The sequence below is a fragment of the Amaricoccus tamworthensis genome, from assembly GCF_049800875.1.
In the GTDB taxonomy this organism is placed as follows: domain Bacteria; phylum Pseudomonadota; class Alphaproteobacteria; order Rhodobacterales; family Rhodobacteraceae; genus Amaricoccus; species Amaricoccus tamworthensis.
The window spans coordinates 60253-75147 of sequence record NZ_JBNAFV010000008.1 but is presented as its reverse complement, the minus strand read 5'-3'; the positions used below and the strand labels follow the sequence as shown (position 1 = coordinate 75147).

Below are 14895 nucleotides of genomic sequence, written 5' to 3'. Positions count from 1 at the left end.
AAAAACGAAACAACAATAAGGAACAAAACCAATGTCCGCGCCAATCCTGACCCTTCCGGAGAAGGAAGCGGACCTGCTGAAACAGGTCTATTCCCGCGCCACCTCAATCCTTGAATACGGCAGTGGCGGGTCCACCCTGATCGCGGCACAAACACCCGGATGCCGCGCGCTCTCGGTGGAAAGCGACCCGAACTGGGCCAAATACGTGGCCGCACATGTCGAAAAAGCCGGCGCCGCCGACCGCGTAAAGGTCCGCCATGCCGATATCGGCCCCACCCGCCGCTGGGGCGCACCCACCTCGCGGGCCCATTCGCACCTCTTTCACACCTATCCGCTCGCGGTCTGGAGCGACCCGGACTTCACCCACCCGGATGTTGTGCTGGTCGACGGCCGGTTTCGTCCGGCCTGTTTCGTCACCACCGCCATGCTCATCGAGAGGCCCGTCACGCTGCTCTTCGACGACTACGACACCCGCCCGCAATACGCGCACGTGGAACGCCTTGTAAAACCTGTCGAAATCGTGGGCCGCATGGCGAGGTTCGAGCTGGAACCCGCCCCCGTCCCGAAGAAGCACCTGCCCTGGATCATCGCGACCTATTCCGACCCCGACTACGCCCGCCCCCGCGGCCACGTGCGCCTCTTCCGCCGTCTGATGGGAAAACCCGAACGCCCCTGAGCCGCCGACCGGCCCCGAAAAAACCAAAATGAATGTCGGGCCATAAAGGCTTTTCCAACCCTTTCTCCCTAGTCCTGTCTCCACAGGGCCTTGGGGGGCGCGAATCCATTCGCGAACCGTGGCGGAATCACTGGACGGCAGAATGACGATCTATGACTTACCAATGGTGCTGAGCCTCTATCCGGGCCTGCACGCCACCTTCTACGCGGCGGCCATGCTTCTGCAGGCGGACCACCGTGAACTCGACGTCCCCGCCGATTCCCCCCTGACCCCGTTCACCCTGTGGTGGCTGTGTGGTCTTGGCTTTTCCTCCGCCTCTGCGTTCTTCGGCGTGCTTATTTTCGGCCTGTTCGGCCCCACGATCTATTTCATCGGCCTTGGCCTGATGTACGTGATTTTCCCGCGCATTATGCCCGAAACCGCCGGCCCCGGCGCGGAAGCCGTGCGCCCGCCGCTCCTGACGACACTGCGCGTCTGCGCCATGATGACGGGCCTTTCCATCGTCATGGCCATATTCTGTGCAATTGTGTTCGGTTCGCCCCTGTCATAGGAAGCCGCCAATACGGCCCCCAAAATCAGAGCTTTAGTTGATCAGACCCGCATGACGCATCGCCGCGTCCATCAGATCGCGGGTGGTCTGCTCAATCGGGACGAGCGGCGAGCGCACGTCCTCGGTGCATTTGCCCAAAACCGACAGTGCGTATTTCGTGGGGCCAGGATTGGGCTCCGCAAAACACGCCCGGTGCAGCGGCAGGAGCCGGTCCTGCAACTCAATCGCGCCCGCATAGTCACCGGCCAGCATCATGTTCTGGAACTCCGCTGACAGTTTCGGCGCCACATTCGCCACAACCGAGATGCAGCCCTGACCGCCATGGGCGTTGAAGCCCAGTGCCGTCGCGTCCTCACCGGAGATCTGGATGAAATCCTTGCCACAGGTCGCGCGCTGGTCACTCACCCGCGATACGTCGCCGGTGGCATCCTTCACACCGATAATCCGCGGCAGTTTGGCCAGCTCACCCATCGTCGCAGGCGACATGTCCACAATCGACCGGCCCGGAATATTGTAGATAAAAATGGGAAGATCCACCGCGTCATGCAGTGTCTTGAAATGGTGATAGAGCCCGCGCTGGTTCGGCTTGTTGTAGTAGGGCGTCACCACCAGGGCCGCATCCGCACCCACCTTTTTGGCAAACTGCATCAGCGACACGGATTCCTCGGTCGCGTTCGACCCGGCACCGGCAATCACGGGAATGCGGCCCGCCGCCGTCTCCACGATCACCTCGATGCAGTGCTCGTGCTCCTCATGCGTCAGCGTCGGTGTCTCACCGGTCGTGCCCACTGCAACGATGCCGTGGGAACCCTGGTCAACATGCCAGTTCACCAGGTCCTTGAGCGCCTTGTCGTCCACTTTTCCGTCGCGAAACGGTGTGACGAGGGCGGGAATGGAGCCTTTAAACATGGGTGCCTCCAGGGGGCGTAGGGATCAAAAACAAACGCGGGACACTCCCGCGCGGCCAGGCTGCCGGATGAATTACGGGAAAGACGGCATCAAAACCGCCGGCAAAACCCCACGATTCACCCAAAAGCCCACGTGCTTTAATCTCGAACCGCCGTTACCGCAAGCTGGCAATGTGACGGAAAAGCAACGGGCCATGCGGAACATGGCCCGTTACCCCTGTCTCAATCCCGAAATCAGGGCCGCAACATGATCTTGCCGCCGCGTCCAGGCTCAAGCGCCGCTTTCATGGCCTCGACACTGTCATCCAGCACAAATGTTCCACCCACATCCAGCGGCAGTTCACCCTTCGCGGCCAGCCCGACCAGCTCAAAAATCAGCCGGTTGCGCGTGTCAGGGTCCATTTCACTGCTGACCCGCGAGCCCCAGAAGCCCTTGACCGTGATGTGCTTCATGATCAGATCCGCCGACGACATGGTCAGGGGTTGGCCGGTCGCGGTGCCAAACACCACCAGTTCGCCATCCCGGCCAAGCAGATCCACCAGATCACCCGCCGTGTCACCGCCAACCGAATCGATCGCCGACACCGCACCGTTCTCACCGATCAGCTCACGCGCCTGGTCTTTCCAGTTCTCATCCGAGGTCGACAAAACATTATCAATCCCCGCATCACGCAACTCGTCTGCCGCTCCGTCCCGGCGCACCAGGTTCAGCAGGTGAATGCCCCGCGATTTCGCCAGCCCGGCCATGATCTTGCCAACCGCACCGTTCGCGGCGGTCTGGATCAGCCAGTCGCCCTCACCAACCTTCAGCGTCTCCAGCAGCGACAGAGCGCTGAACGGCATCGCGATCAGCTGCGCGCCCGCCTCATCGGAAATCTCGTCGGGCAGCGGCAGCAGCCCGCCTGCGGGCCCCGTGAAATACTCCGCCCAGGTGCCATGAACGCCCGCCGCAGCCACACGTTTACCAACCAGCGCCTCATCAACGCCGTCCCCCACGGCCTCAACAATGCCAACCGCCTCGGAGCCGCCAATTGCACCCGGCAGTTCGGGTTTGTAGCCGTAATTGCCGCGCACCGTCCAAAGATCGTGGTTGTGGATCGGTGACAGGACCATCCGCACCAGAGCCTCGCCCTCGGCCGGTTCGGGCCGGTCGGTGTCGCGTGGGGTGATAACCTCGGCCGGTTCGCCGAAGGAGTCGTGAATTGCTGCCAACATGGTGTCAGTCCTTTAAATCAGTGTGTGAAACCCCATCCGGGGAAAGCTGTTCTCGTGTCTCGGCCCGGGCCAAAACCAAAGGCGCGTCGCTGCGTGCCAGTTTTGCCAGCACCGCCGCCCCGAGCCATTTCGCGTAAAGCATCCGTGCCGTGGCCTCCGGATCGTCCAGACCCCGGACCGACCCGTCCCGCGCACCCTCGCGCAGGAGCCCGGCAATACGCGCAACCAGCCCGTCAACGCCCGTATCCAGCGTCACGCGCATGGCGTCTGACAGATCGGCAACCTCCGCGCCCAGCTTGACCACGAGACAGTCGCCCGCGATTCCCGCGGAATTCGACGTCTCGAGCCAGGCATCCCAGAACCGGTCAAGCCGTGCGCCCGCGGATTCCCGCTCCGCGATCAGCCCGTCAAACCGGGCAAGATAGCCTTCGACATAATCCGCCAGAAGAGCGGTGCCGAAGGCCTCCTTGGACGCGAAATAGTAGTAAAACGACCCCTTGGGCACGCCACTTTCCGCCAGGATCCGCGCCAGCCCGACACCGGAAAACCCGTGCCGCAAAACCAGCGCCCGTCCCGCATCAAGTATGCGTTTCCGCGTCAGATCGGATTTACGTGCCTCTGTCATGGGAGGCTATCTGGTCAGTAATAGACCAGTCGTCTAGCCCCCTCACGGCACCGTGAAAGCCTACGCGGTAAGCCGGACCAGCGACGGCGTGAGGGACCGGGATATCCCGCCCCCAACCACACGCGACAAGCCGGGCCAGCGACGGACCGGGGGACGGCGCACCACCCCCCTCTGCAGCGCGGTTTCATGCCGAAGCCCACCTCGTCCGGCAAACCGGCGCGCCAACGTTAATGACGCAACGGCCCGTCGACCAAAGAACTCCTGTCCCTCACCCCACGCGATGAGCCGGGCCAGCGCCGGACCGGGGGAGGGCGCCCCCAACGCCTGATCAACGCAGTTGATGGCACCACTCTCCACGAGCGACTGAACTATGCGCAAACACCAGCGATGCGCCGTCCCAGGGGACGGTCCGGCGCAGGCACGGCGGGGCTGGTCGCCCCTTGATTCCGTGCCGGGTAAAGACGATTGATATTCACCTTTTACTTTGAATTTTTTTTTTGCCTCCCAATTTTCCTGGCACTATTGTCTCATGTGGCTAGGCATTTGGACTGAGTTTCGATGCAATTTTCAATTGGGTTGTTCAATAATGTCAACTTTCCTACATGGCATATCCGCTCAATTTTACCGAGGAATCGGTTCGGAAAGGCAGTACATTTGTCCCTTCGGACAAATAAACTTTTTTATAGGTCCCAATAACGCCGGTAAATCGATTGCTCTGAATTTGATTTGTTCTCAGCTTCCTCGTTCAGCAGATGAAATGTCTCAACAATTGTCAGGGCCAGAACATTACAGAGGCACGCCAGAGGGACCTTTTTTTGTTGCTTTTGGTTTTCCGATTGATGAACTTCAACGTTCTTGTAAAAGTAAAATAGAAAAAGGATTTCAAGGGCAATGGTATAATGAGGCTCGTATTGAAGAGAAACTGAACATACTTCTCAAAAAAGTTTCACAAAATGGTTTCGTATGGGCCCGTTACATTGGGCGAGAATTAACATCAGTCTTTTTGAACGAGAGTGAAATAAAAGAGATAAAATCGATTGTTGAGCCGGATGAATGGGAATTAATCTGGAAGTATTTGTCGAAAGGCATACATGGGACATTGGAGGAGCAATGGATCCCTGGCACCTTAAATTCCATAATTCGAGCAGGTGACGCTAATATACCCGATTGTTTTATGATACCCGCGAAGCGGCAACTTGGCGGAACAAAAGAAGATTTTACTGATCTGACTGGAAAAGGTTTGATTGACCATCTCGCAGGGTTACAAAACCCTGATTTTCACGAGCAATTCAAAAAAGATGAATTTCGGAAAATCAATGAGTTCTTGAGGGAGGTCACGGGCAAGGATGATGCTGAACTTGAGGTCCCAAGCGACCGTGAACACCTACTTGTACATATGGACAACAAGGTATTGCCGCTTTCTTCCTTGGGAACCGGGATACATGAGACGGTGTTGATAGCTTCGTTTTGTACTATTCATAAGAAAAAGATACTTTGTTTAGAAGAGCCCGAGATTCACTTGCACCCGGTACTACAAAGGAAACTTATTAGATACATCGCAGAAAAAACGGACAATCAATATTTTATCGCCACGCATTCTGCAGCTCTGATCGACTATGACGGAGCAAGTATTTTCCACGTTTCAAATGACGGAGTACAGACACGTTTTCGCCTCGTAGTGAATGATTCCGAGCGGCACAGTTTGCTAGGGGAATTGGGTTACAAGGCATCGGATATTCTTCAGGCAAATTTTGTAATTTGGGTCGAGGGTCCTTCGGACCGAATATACCTTCGTCATTGGATTAAACAAAAGAGTCCAAAGCTAATAGAAGGCATTGATTATTCCATAATGTTCTATGGGGGAGGCCTAATAAAGCATTTAAGTGCTGCCGAAGAAAGAGCAGATGGTGCAATTGATGACTTCATCAAGATCCTTAAACTCAATCGAAACTGCGCTATCGTCATGGACAGTGACCGTGAGCAGGAAGGTGGCGAATTAAAGGAAAACGCGAAACGTATTCAGACTGAAATGGAGGAGTCTGGCAGGACGGCTTGGATTACTGCTGGTCGTGAAATTGAGAATTATATCAGCTACGACGAATTGCAGAAAGCGTTGAAGGCGTGTCATCCGCGAGCCTATTCCAAACCGCACAAGGGTGGGCAATTTGATCATGCCTTTTATTTTTACACCAAGAGCAAAGACCAGGGTAAACATGTAGTATACAAAAACGGCGATAAGGTAGGGGCTGCCTCTAAAGTCTGCGAACAGCCAGCAAACTTCAAAATTCTTGATTTAGATGACCGGGTCAGCGAAATCGTACAGAGTATTCGGCAGGCTAATTAAGTCTTCTTATTCCCCCTCAAAACTCCACGTCCAGTTCCGCCATCTCATCCGGTTCGGCCAGCGCGCCCTCGGTCCACTCCACCATCGGGGCCCAGTCGAAGATCGTCTGGCAATAGGCCTCCAGCGTGGGGTCCATCTCGACCGAATAGGTGCGGAACCGGGTACAGACCGGCGCGTACATCGCATCGGCCATGGTCGGTTCCCCGAACAGGAACGGCCCGCCATAGCGGTCGAGACAGCCGTGCCAGATCTCCCGGATCCGCTGCACGTCCGGCCGCGCGCCCGAGAAGATCTTGAACCGTTCATGCCGCGCCTTGATGTTCATCGGCAGCGCCGAGCGCAGGTTGTAGAACCCCGAATGAATTTCCCCCGATACCGCCCGGCAGTGCGACCGCATCGCAACATCCGTAGGCAGAAGCCCGGCCCCGGGCGCAATCTCGTGCAGGTACTCCGCAATCGCCAGGGTGTCCCAGACCTCGACCCCCTGGTGGCTCAGCCGCGGCACACGCACCGATGGTGACAGAAGCAGCAGCTCCAGCCGGCTCTCCGGATCGTCCACATTTACCGGCTTTTCCTCGAATTCCAGCCCCGCCATCCTGCACAGCAGCCAGCCCCGCAGAGACCATGACGAATAGTTCTTGGACGATATGGTGAGTGTGGCTTTCGGCAATTCTACCTCAACTTGCTTGCATGCTGCACCGCAACCTGTACTGTTACATTGCGAAACGGACTTCGCCAGTCTTTTTTTCGCCGCTACGGAAGGAAGTCTGAATGCTCTACCAGATGTACCAGCTCCAGGATGACATGATCGCCCCGTTCCGGCGCCTTGCCGATCACGCGCGTTTCATGTGGCCCCAGGGGCTCCCCGGCTCCGACATCCTGAACAACGGCACCCGTCCCTGGGACGCCATGCTTCATGTGTTCTCCCGCTGGCGCATCACCCATTCCAATCCAGGCTTCAACATCGCCAGCGTCCCGGTCGGCAACCGCCAGGTCCCCGTGACCGAGGAAACCACCCTCGACCTTCCCTTCGGCCGCCTCCTGCACTTCGCCAAGGACATCGACACCCCCCAACCCAAAGTCCTCGTAGTCGCCCCCCTCTCAGGCCATTTCGCCACACTCCTGCGCGGGACGGTCGAGGTGCTCCTGCGTGACCATGACGTTTACATCACCGACTGGGCCAATGCCCGCGACGTGCCACTGGAGGCCGGGCGCTTCGGGGTCGAGGATTATGTCGACTACCTGATCCGCTTCCTTGAGGAGATCGGCCCCGGCGGCAATGTGCTGGCCGTCTGTCAGCCCTGCGTCCAGGCCCTGATCGCGGTGGCCGTCATGTCGCAGGACAACAACCCGGCCACCCCCCGCACCATGACCCTGATGGCCGGTCCCATCGACGTGCGCGAGAGCCCCACGGCCGTCAACGACCTTGCCAACGAAAAGCCCATGAGCTGGTTTGAGAACAACGTCATCGGCACCGTACCCGCCCGCCACCGGGGCCGCGGCCGCGAGGTTTATCCCGGCTTCGTCCAGCTCATCGCCTTCATGTCGATGAACGGGAGCCGCCACCGCGACCAGTACAACAAACTCTACCGCCTGCTCGCCGCCGGTGACGTGGAGGCCGCGCGCCGGATCACCGACTTCTACGACGAATACCTCGCCGTACTCGATCTGCCCGGAGAGTTCTATCTCGAGACAATCGACCGCGTTTTCCAAAAGGCCGAACTCGCGAAGGGCGAATTTACTTATCACGGCAAACCGGTCGACCCCGGCGCCATCCGCCGAACCGCGCTGCTGACCGTGGAGGGCGGCCGCGACGACATCTGCGCGCTGGGCCAGACCGCCGCCGCCCATGATCTCTGCAACTCGCTGCGCCCGCATCTGAAACGCCACCACCTTCAGGCCAATGTTGGCCATTACGGCGTTTTCAACGGTAAAAAATGGGAGCGTGAGATTTATCCCGTAGTGCGCAACCTGATCCTGTCGATGGAGTGATCAGCCCGGCAGGGTCACCACAATCGCACCCCGGTCCGTCGCCACCACCGTATGCTCATACTGCACCACCGGCGCGGAAGGCTGGCTGTAGAGCGTCCAGCCGTCATCGCCCTCAACGGCCTCATGCCCGCCCATGGACAAAAACGGCTCGACGGTCAGAACCAGGCCCTTGGTGATCCGCCGCGTGTCATTTCGCGTGGGCCACGTTGCCACTGATTCGGGATACTCGTGCAGCGACCGACCAACACCATGACTGGCAAGATTGCGGATCAGCGTGTAATCCCGCGCCTTTGCAAATTTGCCAATTGCGTTCCCGATCCCGGCAAGCGGTTTGTTACTGCCCACCTGGGCAATCCCGATCTCCATCGCGCGTTTGCCATCGCGGCACAGCCGACCCAGCGCGGGATCGACCCGTCCAACCCGAAAACTCGCCCCGGTATCCGCGAAGAACCCGTTTTTGGAGGCGGAGACGTCAATATTTACCAGATCGCCCGTGGCAATCACCCGTTCTCCGGGAATGCCGTGGGCAATCTCCTCGTTCACGCTGATGCAGGTCGCGCCCGGAAACCCGTATTCCGAATTGGGCGCCGGCACCGCCCCCTCCTGGTCGAGCAGTCGCGCGCCAATCGCGTCCAGATCGCGCGTGGTCATGCCCGGCTCCATCGCCTGCGCCATGGCGTGCATGGTATTGGCGACAATGCGGCCGATTTCCTTAAGCCCCAGCAACTCGTCCTGTTTCGTGATCGTCATGGCTCTGTCCCGTATGAGTTGCGTGACCTTACCCCGCCGCTCGGCAAATGTCCCGCAGAGCGTCCGACAATAATTTTCGACTGCCGGCATCGGCTGTCTTGCATTACCCTGCAGCCGCACCAGTTTGTCCGGTGTCAAACATCACGGAAGGAAAACCGGTCATGGGGGCGCTTGGACTGGTTATTGCGGGCTTGGCGGGCCTTGTTATTGGCGGCGAAATGCTGGTGCGCGGAGCCGTGTCGGCAGCCCGGTCCTTCGGCATTTCGCCCATGGTCATCGGCCTGACGCTGGTGGGCTTCGGCACTTCAACGCCCGAGCTTGTCACCAGCCTTCAGGCCGCGCTGTCCGGCTCGCCCGGCATCGCCGTCGGCAACGTCGTTGGCTCCAATATCGGGAACATCCTCCTGATTCTGGGAATTGCCGCTTTGCTCGCGCCCGTGGCCGTGGACCCCGCCGCATTCCGGCGGGATGGCGGCGTTCTGGTCCTCGCCACGCTGCTTTGTCTCGGCGTTGTCCTGCTCGGGGAGGCCGGGCGCATGGCCGGACTTGTTTTTGTGATCTCACTCGGTCTCTACCTCGCCTGGACGATTCTCAGTGAACGCCGCACGCCCGATTCTCCCGCATCCACAGTATACGAGGCGGAGGCCGATGCACTACCCGGTCCCGACTACGCAATGCCCGTGGCACTTGGAATCGCCCTCATCGGGCTTGTGATCACAATCCTTGGCGCCCGCTTTCTTGTCTCCGGTGCCGTAGATATTGCCCAGGCCGCCGGTCTCTCCGAGGCCGTGATCGGCTTGACCATCGTGGCCATCGGCACATCCATGCCCGAGCTGGTCACCGCCGTCATCGCCGTCCGCAAGGGGCAGGGCGATGTGGCCTTCGGCAACGTCATCGGCAGCAACATCTTCAACATCCTGGGCATTCTCGGCGTCACCGCCCTGATCCAGCCCATGACGGTCCCGCCCGAGATTATCCGCCTCGATATCTGGGTCATGTCCGCCGCGACCCTGCTGATGATCCTCTTCGCCCGCACCGGCTGGCGCGTTGGCCGCCGCGAGGGCGGTCTGATGGTGGCGCTTTACGCGGGCTATCTTGCCTGGCTGCTGCTGGTTTAAACCCACCGCACAACAACCGAGGGCATCGCGGACCTCTGCGCGGCCGGGTATTGGGCGAAAGTTCCGCCACCATTCCCGGCGTGTCGGCACGACACGCCATGCCCGACTTTCCCCCCGGGAGGGCATCCGCGACGTCGGCCTCTGCTCAAAGGTCTCAGGAGTTTACGCGAACCGAGCTGACCAACCAGGACGAAGCCCTCCCAAAGTCGGGCATGCCGCGTCATGCCTCGGGTCAGGCCAGAAGGTGTAGACGGGTGAATTCCATAGCCCAGGGGTCATTTCCTCAAACCCCGCCAAAACCACACTCGCAATTCAGTGATCAAACTTCACCGAATTCCGTTTAAACGAAACCGGATTCCGTACTATCCCTGTTCCTCATAAACGTCAGGCGCCACTCCGATTGCGCCTGATTCACGCAATGGTAATGCCTGAGCGGCAGAAAATCCGGTTACACAACGGCGGAATTGTCATGAAATGTGTTAAAGCCCTTCGGATCTTCGGTGTGATCTGTCTTCTCAGCCCGGCCCCGGCATTTGCCGCGACCGGTACGGATCTGCTGCAACAGGCACTCTCGGCAACGACTCAACAGGACTGGGACCGGGCCGACGCCCTGGCCCGTCAAATGTCGCGCCCCGAGGCCCGCGACATTATCCTGTGGTCCCGCCTGCGCGGCAGCACGGGAACCTGGGCCGAATACCAGGATTTCATCCTGCGCAATCCCGACTGGCCCGGCCTCGATGCCCTGCGCCGCGCCGGGGAATATGAGCTTCCCGGCGACCTTTCCGTTGAGGAGCTTACGGCCTGGTTTGACGGCGGCCGTCCGCAAACCGGCACCGGAACGCTTCGTCTGGCCGACGCCCTGATTCGCGAAAACCGCGTGGACGAAGCCGAACGCGAGGTCATACGCGGCTGGCTGGAACATTCCCTGTCCCGCCCCGAGCGTCTCGAATTCCTTGAGCGCTGGGGCGATTTGCTCAAGCCCCATCACGTCGCCCGTCTCGACATGCTGCTCTGGCGCGGTCACACCGGCGAGGCCGAGGTGATGTTGCCTTACGTGGACGCCGACTGGCAGAAACTGGCCCGCGCCCGAATCGCAACCCGCCGCGATACGCCAGGTCTTCAGCTTCAGATCATGGCGGTGCCCAAATACCTTGCCGCAAATCCCGGTCTCGCCTATGAGCGGTATCTCTACCGCACCAAAAAAGGACGTTGGGATGATGCCGAGGCTTTCATCCTTCAGCATTCCAAATCTCTCGCCTCGTTGGGCCGACCCGAAGAGTGGATGCCCCGCCGCGCCAACCTCGCCCGCCAGGCCATGCGCCGTGGCGAATACGAGCGCGCCTATGCCATCGCCTCCCGCAACTACGGCTCCGAAGGCTGGTCTTTTGCCGATTCCGAGTGGGTCGCCGGCTTCATCGCCCTTACCTTCCTCGACGCGCCGGAAAAAGCCGCCGAGCATTTCACCCGGTTCCGCGAGGTCGTCGCAACCCCGATCAGTCTTGGCCGCGCCGGCTATTGGCAGGGCCTCGCCTTTGAGGCCGCCGGGGATGATGCCGCGGCCCAGGAGGCCTTCACCATGGCTGCGGGGCATTTCACCAGTTTCTATGGCCAGCTGGCGGCAAACCACGTGCAATCTGCGCCAAAAATCGCCATTCCCTCTGCAGAGTGTGCCAAACCAAACACAATCTGCGCCACTTCAGCAGCAGAACGGGACACTTATTCAGCATGGAAGGACACTCCGGCGACCCAAACGTCGGTGGTACAAGCCGCCTGGATGCTGTCCGATGCGGGGTATGACAGCCTCGCCACACGCTTCCTGACCCACGCGTCAGAGGGCCAACCCGCTGAAATCAGGGCACAAATCGCCCAGATGGCCATCGACAGCGGCCTGCCCCACATCGGCGTGCGCATCGCCAAACAGGCCACCCGCGACGGCATCGTCATCCTCGACCAGTACTACCCCCTCCACCCCATCGCCAACACCCCCTGGCCCGTCCCCACCGAGTTCGCACTGGCCATTGCGAGACAGGAATCGGAGTTCAATCACGGTGCCGAAAGCCATGCCGGTGCGCTGGGTCTGATGCAGTTGATGCCGGCCACCGCATCGCAGGTTTCCGCTTCAATATCAGTGAATTACAGCAAATCCAGACTGCTCTCGGATCCGTCCTACAACGCCCGTCTTGGCACTGAATATCTGTCCCGAATGCTGAAGCGTTTTGACGGCTCCGAACCCCTCGCCGCGGCCGCCTACAATGCCGGCCCCAGCCGCGTGAGCCAATGGCTCGACGAATATGGCGACCCCCGCAAAGGCGAAATTTCCATGGTCACCTGGATGGAAATGATCCCCTACAACGAGACCCGCAACTACGTGCAGCGGGTCATGGAGGGCATCCAGGTCTACCGCATGCGCCTCGGCGAAAGCCCCGAACCCATCCTCATGGCGTCGGAGACTGTCACCGGGGGCGGTCAGATCCTGCCGCCTTCCGTGACCCGGCGCCGTACCGAACCGCTTCGCGTTATGGCCCGTCCGGTGGAGGAGATGAACCGCCCCCGCCCGCGCCCGCAGGGGTTTCAGGGGCTGGGTGGCTGAGGAAAATTCCTCAATGATTACTTAAGTTTGGCCTGACGGAGCAGGGTGAAGAGCCCTGCCGTCAGGATCAAAATACTGCCAGCCACGGTCCAGGCATCAGTGCGCTCCTGGAAGAGCGTCAGGCCAAATATGGTCACGAAAACCAGCTGAAAATAGGCAAACGGCTGCAGGTTCCCCGCCTCGGTCGCTTCATACGCCTTGATCAGAAGGAAGTGCCCGGAGGCCCCGGAAATGCACAAAGCGAGCATCCAAAGCCAGTCCGCAACGCCCTGCATTGGCGTCCAGAAAAACGGCGCGATCACTGTGATCGCAACCGCTCCGGCCACGCCCGTATAGAAAAAACTCGTCGCCGCACTGTCCTTGCGGGCCACCATGCGGGTGGTAAGTGCATAGATTGCAAACATAAATGCCGCGAGCAGTGGGATAAGTGCATCGGGGCTGAAAACCTTCAGGCCCGGTCGCAGAATGATCAACACGCCCACAAGTCCGACGCAGATCGCAATTTTCCGCCGCCAGCCGACATATTCTCCCAAAAACGGACCGGCGAGCGCGGCAACCATCAGGGGGTAAATCGCAAAAATCGCATGGGTCTCAATGAGGCCGAGCCGAACAAACGCCACGACCGTCACGACGATCTCGAAGACCAGCAGCACGCCACGGAAAATCTGCAGCCAGGGGGTTTCGCTGTGCGCGACCTGTTTGAGACTGCTGCCGTGACGCATGGAAATGGCCACGGCAAAAATGGCAAAAAACCAGTAGCGCAGCATCACGACCGTCATGACGTTGTAGGTTTCGGCCAGATGCCGTGAGATGCCGTCCTGGATTGCGAAGACAAACATCGCGGTAATCATGAGCGTAATGCCCCGGCGGGGATTGTTAAGCACCATCAGTATTTTATTCCAATTGTCATGTGCCGCTTGCGGCCAAATCCATTCGTCCGTTCAACTTCAAAACCCCCATCGGCCAAGCTGCTCCGGACATGGCCGGCGGCACTGTAGGTGGCGAAGGTTCCCCCGGATTTGGTGTGTTCACCGACCGCGCGCAGCAGGTCAGGCTCCCAGAGTTCGGGGTTTTTGGCGGGGCTGAACCCGTCGAGAAACCAGGCGTCGGCCACACCGTCCCAAGCCGGCACGGTCTGACGCGCATCGCCAAAAACCAGGGTGACATCCACACCGCCAAGTGCAAATTGCTTTGTGCCTGCCCGCCATTCCGCGATGAGGCTTTCCGACAGCCCCGCGAGGTTTGGCCAGGCCCTGTGCGCCTGGGCCATGTCGTCCGGGTTCATAGGGAAGGCCTCGAAACCGGTATATGAAATGCGGCCCGGTCGGTTTTCCCCGGCCCAGGCCTGCGCCAGCAGCATGGCGTTCAGGCCCGTACCAAACCCAAGTTCGGCCACGTGGAAACCGTCCGTTAGGCGTTCGGGCAGGCGGTTGCCGGCCAGAAACACATGACGTGATTCCGCCATGCCATCGGCAAGCGAGAAATAAGGATCCTGAAACTGTCTGGAAACCGGCACAAGCCCGTCCCGCCAGTCCAGATCCGCCTTTTGCGTCCTGGACGCAGACATGATTTACCCCGGTGAAATTTCGGGGACCATAGGCTGATGCGGGGCAATGGTGAAGAGCGGTAATTACGATGTCGTGGTGGTCGGTGGCGGGTTTCTGGGCCTGAACTGCGCGTTCTTTTGTGCGGAGGCGGGTCTGAAAACCCTGGTGTTCGATCAGGCGGAGCCGGGATCGGGCGCGAGCGGCGGCCTCGTTGGTGCGCTGTCTCCCCATTTGCCGCGCAACTGGACGGAAAAGAAACAGTTTCAACTGGATGCGCTAATCTCAGCCGCGCGACACTGGAAGAATATCGAGGCCATCAGCGGCTTGCCAACGGGCTACGGACGCGTTGGCCGGTGGATGCCGCTCGACTCGGAAAGGGCGCTGGAAAATGCCCGCGGCCAGGAACCGGCGGCCCTGGAGGCCTGGGCCGGGGAATATGAGTGGACGGTCGGGCCGGCGCCATCCTGGATGTCGGCTGAGGTGGCGACCCATGGCGCGATCCATGAGACCCTGTCGGGGGGGGGGGGGGCGCGCCCCCCCCCCCCCCCCCCCCCGGGGGGCGGGGGGGGGGCAGGGTGGG

The 14895-nt window shown here is 59.9% G+C and carries 14 protein-coding genes; 7 read left to right on the top strand and 7 right to left on the bottom strand.

The genetic code is table 11. The annotated features are described in order from the left end of the window. Window positions 1-31: 31 nt before the first annotated feature. Window positions 32-676 carry an O-methyltransferase gene (locus tag ACP15P_RS13800; protein WP_424929057.1) on the top strand — a complete coding sequence of 215 codons (645 nt, stop codon included), beginning with the start codon at window positions 32-34 and terminating at the stop codon, window positions 674-676. A 142-nt stretch (window positions 677-818) separates the two neighbouring features. After that, complete coding sequence (locus tag ACP15P_RS13795) at window positions 819-1226, top strand: hypothetical protein (protein WP_424929056.1); 408 nt, start codon at window positions 819-821, stop codon at window positions 1224-1226. A gap of 33 nt (window positions 1227-1259) precedes the next feature. On the opposite strand, the gene dapA is transcribed toward ACP15P_RS13795, so the two are convergent. The 3 genes from dapA to ACP15P_RS13780 form a co-directional block, all read right to left on the bottom strand. Continuing rightward, entirely contained in the window at window positions 1260-2135 is an 876-nt protein-coding gene (dapA, locus tag ACP15P_RS13790; protein WP_424929055.1) for a 4-hydroxy-tetrahydrodipicolinate synthase, read from the bottom strand. A 233-nt stretch (window positions 2136-2368) separates the two neighbouring features. Beyond that, window positions 2369-3349 (bottom strand): zinc-binding dehydrogenase, encoded by a 981-nt coding sequence (locus ACP15P_RS13785; RefSeq protein WP_424929054.1) that lies wholly within the window; start codon window positions 3347-3349, stop codon window positions 2369-2371. A 4-nt stretch (window positions 3350-3353) separates the two neighbouring features. Then, window positions 3354-3974 carry a TetR/AcrR family transcriptional regulator gene (locus ACP15P_RS13780; RefSeq protein ID WP_424929053.1) on the bottom strand — a complete coding sequence of 207 codons (621 nt, stop codon included), beginning with the start codon at window positions 3972-3974 and terminating at the stop codon, window positions 3354-3356. Between the two features lie 586 nt (window positions 3975-4560). Here ACP15P_RS13780 and ACP15P_RS13775 point away from each other — a divergent pair. Beyond that, a complete protein-coding gene (locus ACP15P_RS13775) occupies window positions 4561-6318 on the top strand; it encodes an AAA family ATPase (RefSeq protein WP_424929052.1) in 1758 nt (585 codons plus the stop codon). Between the two features lie 16 nt (window positions 6319-6334). Here the strand turns inward: ACP15P_RS13775 and ACP15P_RS13770 are convergent, their stop codons facing one another. Next, a complete protein-coding gene (locus ACP15P_RS13770; RefSeq protein WP_424929051.1) occupies window positions 6335-6988 on the bottom strand; it encodes a glutathione S-transferase in 654 nt (217 codons plus the stop codon). Window positions 6989-7089: 101 nt separating this feature from the next. Between ACP15P_RS13770 and ACP15P_RS13765 the strand changes: the two genes are divergently transcribed. Then, a complete protein-coding gene (locus ACP15P_RS13765; RefSeq protein ID WP_424929050.1) occupies window positions 7090-8310 on the top strand; it encodes a polyhydroxyalkanoate depolymerase in 1221 nt (406 codons plus the stop codon). Here the strand turns inward: ACP15P_RS13765 and map are convergent, their stop codons facing one another. Beyond that, on the bottom strand, window positions 8311-9060 hold the full coding sequence (gene map, locus ACP15P_RS13760; protein ID WP_424929049.1) for a type I methionyl aminopeptidase: 750 nt from the start codon (window positions 9058-9060) through the stop codon (window positions 8311-8313). Between the two features lie 161 nt (window positions 9061-9221). Here map and ACP15P_RS13755 point away from each other — a divergent pair, with 161 nt between their 5' ends. Beyond that, window positions 9222-10178 (top strand): calcium/sodium antiporter, encoded by a 957-nt coding sequence (locus ACP15P_RS13755; protein ID WP_424929048.1) that lies wholly within the window; start codon window positions 9222-9224, stop codon window positions 10176-10178. A gap of 469 nt (window positions 10179-10647) precedes the next feature. After that, window positions 10648-12768, top strand: coding sequence for a lytic transglycosylase domain-containing protein (locus ACP15P_RS13750; RefSeq protein WP_424929047.1), 2121 nt, complete (start codon window positions 10648-10650; stop codon window positions 12766-12768). 17 nt (window positions 12769-12785) lie between these two features. Here the strand turns inward: ACP15P_RS13750 and ACP15P_RS13745 are convergent, their stop codons facing one another. Both ACP15P_RS13745 and mnmC2 read right to left on the bottom strand, forming a co-directional pair. Beyond that, complete coding sequence (locus ACP15P_RS13745; protein ID WP_424929046.1) at window positions 12786-13655, bottom strand: DMT family transporter; 870 nt, start codon at window positions 13653-13655, stop codon at window positions 12786-12788. Next, entirely contained in the window at window positions 13655-14335 is a 681-nt protein-coding gene (gene mnmC2, locus ACP15P_RS13740; protein WP_424929045.1) for a tRNA (5-methylaminomethyl-2-thiouridine)(34)-methyltransferase MnmC2, read from the bottom strand. Before mnmC2 ends, ACP15P_RS13745 begins: the two co-directional genes overlap by 1 nt. 46 nt (window positions 14336-14381) lie before the next feature. Here mnmC2 and ACP15P_RS13735 point away from each other — a divergent pair. Then, a partial coding sequence (locus tag ACP15P_RS13735) for an FAD-dependent oxidoreductase (protein WP_424929044.1) occupies window positions 14382-14895 on the top strand: 514 nt, incomplete at its 3' end.

Bases quoted from the DNA above. Each gene is read 5' to 3' on its own strand.
- ACP15P_RS13800 (WP_424929057.1), top strand. From the start codon at position 32: ATGTCCGCGCCAATCCTGACCCTTCCGGAGAAGGAAGCGGACCTGCTG.
- ACP15P_RS13795 (WP_424929056.1), top strand. From the start codon at position 819: ATGACGATCTATGACTTACCAATGGTGCTGAGCCTCTATCCGGGCCTG.
- dapA (WP_424929055.1), bottom strand. From the start codon at position 2,135: ATGTTTAAAGGCTCCATTCCCGCCCTCGTCACACCGTTTCGCGACGGA.
- ACP15P_RS13785 (WP_424929054.1), bottom strand. From the start codon at position 3,349: ATGTTGGCAGCAATTCACGACTCCTTCGGCGAACCGGCCGAGGTTATC.
- ACP15P_RS13780 (WP_424929053.1), bottom strand. From the start codon at position 3,974: ATGACAGAGGCACGTAAATCCGATCTGACGCGGAAACGCATACTTGAT.
- ACP15P_RS13775 (WP_424929052.1), top strand. From the start codon at position 4,561: ATGTCAACTTTCCTACATGGCATATCCGCTCAATTTTACCGAGGAATC.
- ACP15P_RS13765 (WP_424929050.1), top strand. From the start codon at position 7,090: ATGCTCTACCAGATGTACCAGCTCCAGGATGACATGATCGCCCCGTTC.
- map (WP_424929049.1), bottom strand. From the start codon at position 9,060: ATGACGATCACGAAACAGGACGAGTTGCTGGGGCTTAAGGAAATCGGC.
- ACP15P_RS13755 (WP_424929048.1), top strand. From the start codon at position 9,222: ATGGGGGCGCTTGGACTGGTTATTGCGGGCTTGGCGGGCCTTGTTATT.
- ACP15P_RS13750 (WP_424929047.1), top strand. From the start codon at position 10,648: ATGAAATGTGTTAAAGCCCTTCGGATCTTCGGTGTGATCTGTCTTCTC.
- ACP15P_RS13745 (WP_424929046.1), bottom strand. From the start codon at position 13,655: ATGGTGCTTAACAATCCCCGCCGGGGCATTACGCTCATGATTACCGCG.
- mnmC2 (WP_424929045.1), bottom strand. From the start codon at position 14,335: ATGTCTGCGTCCAGGACGCAAAAGGCGGATCTGGACTGGCGGGACGGG.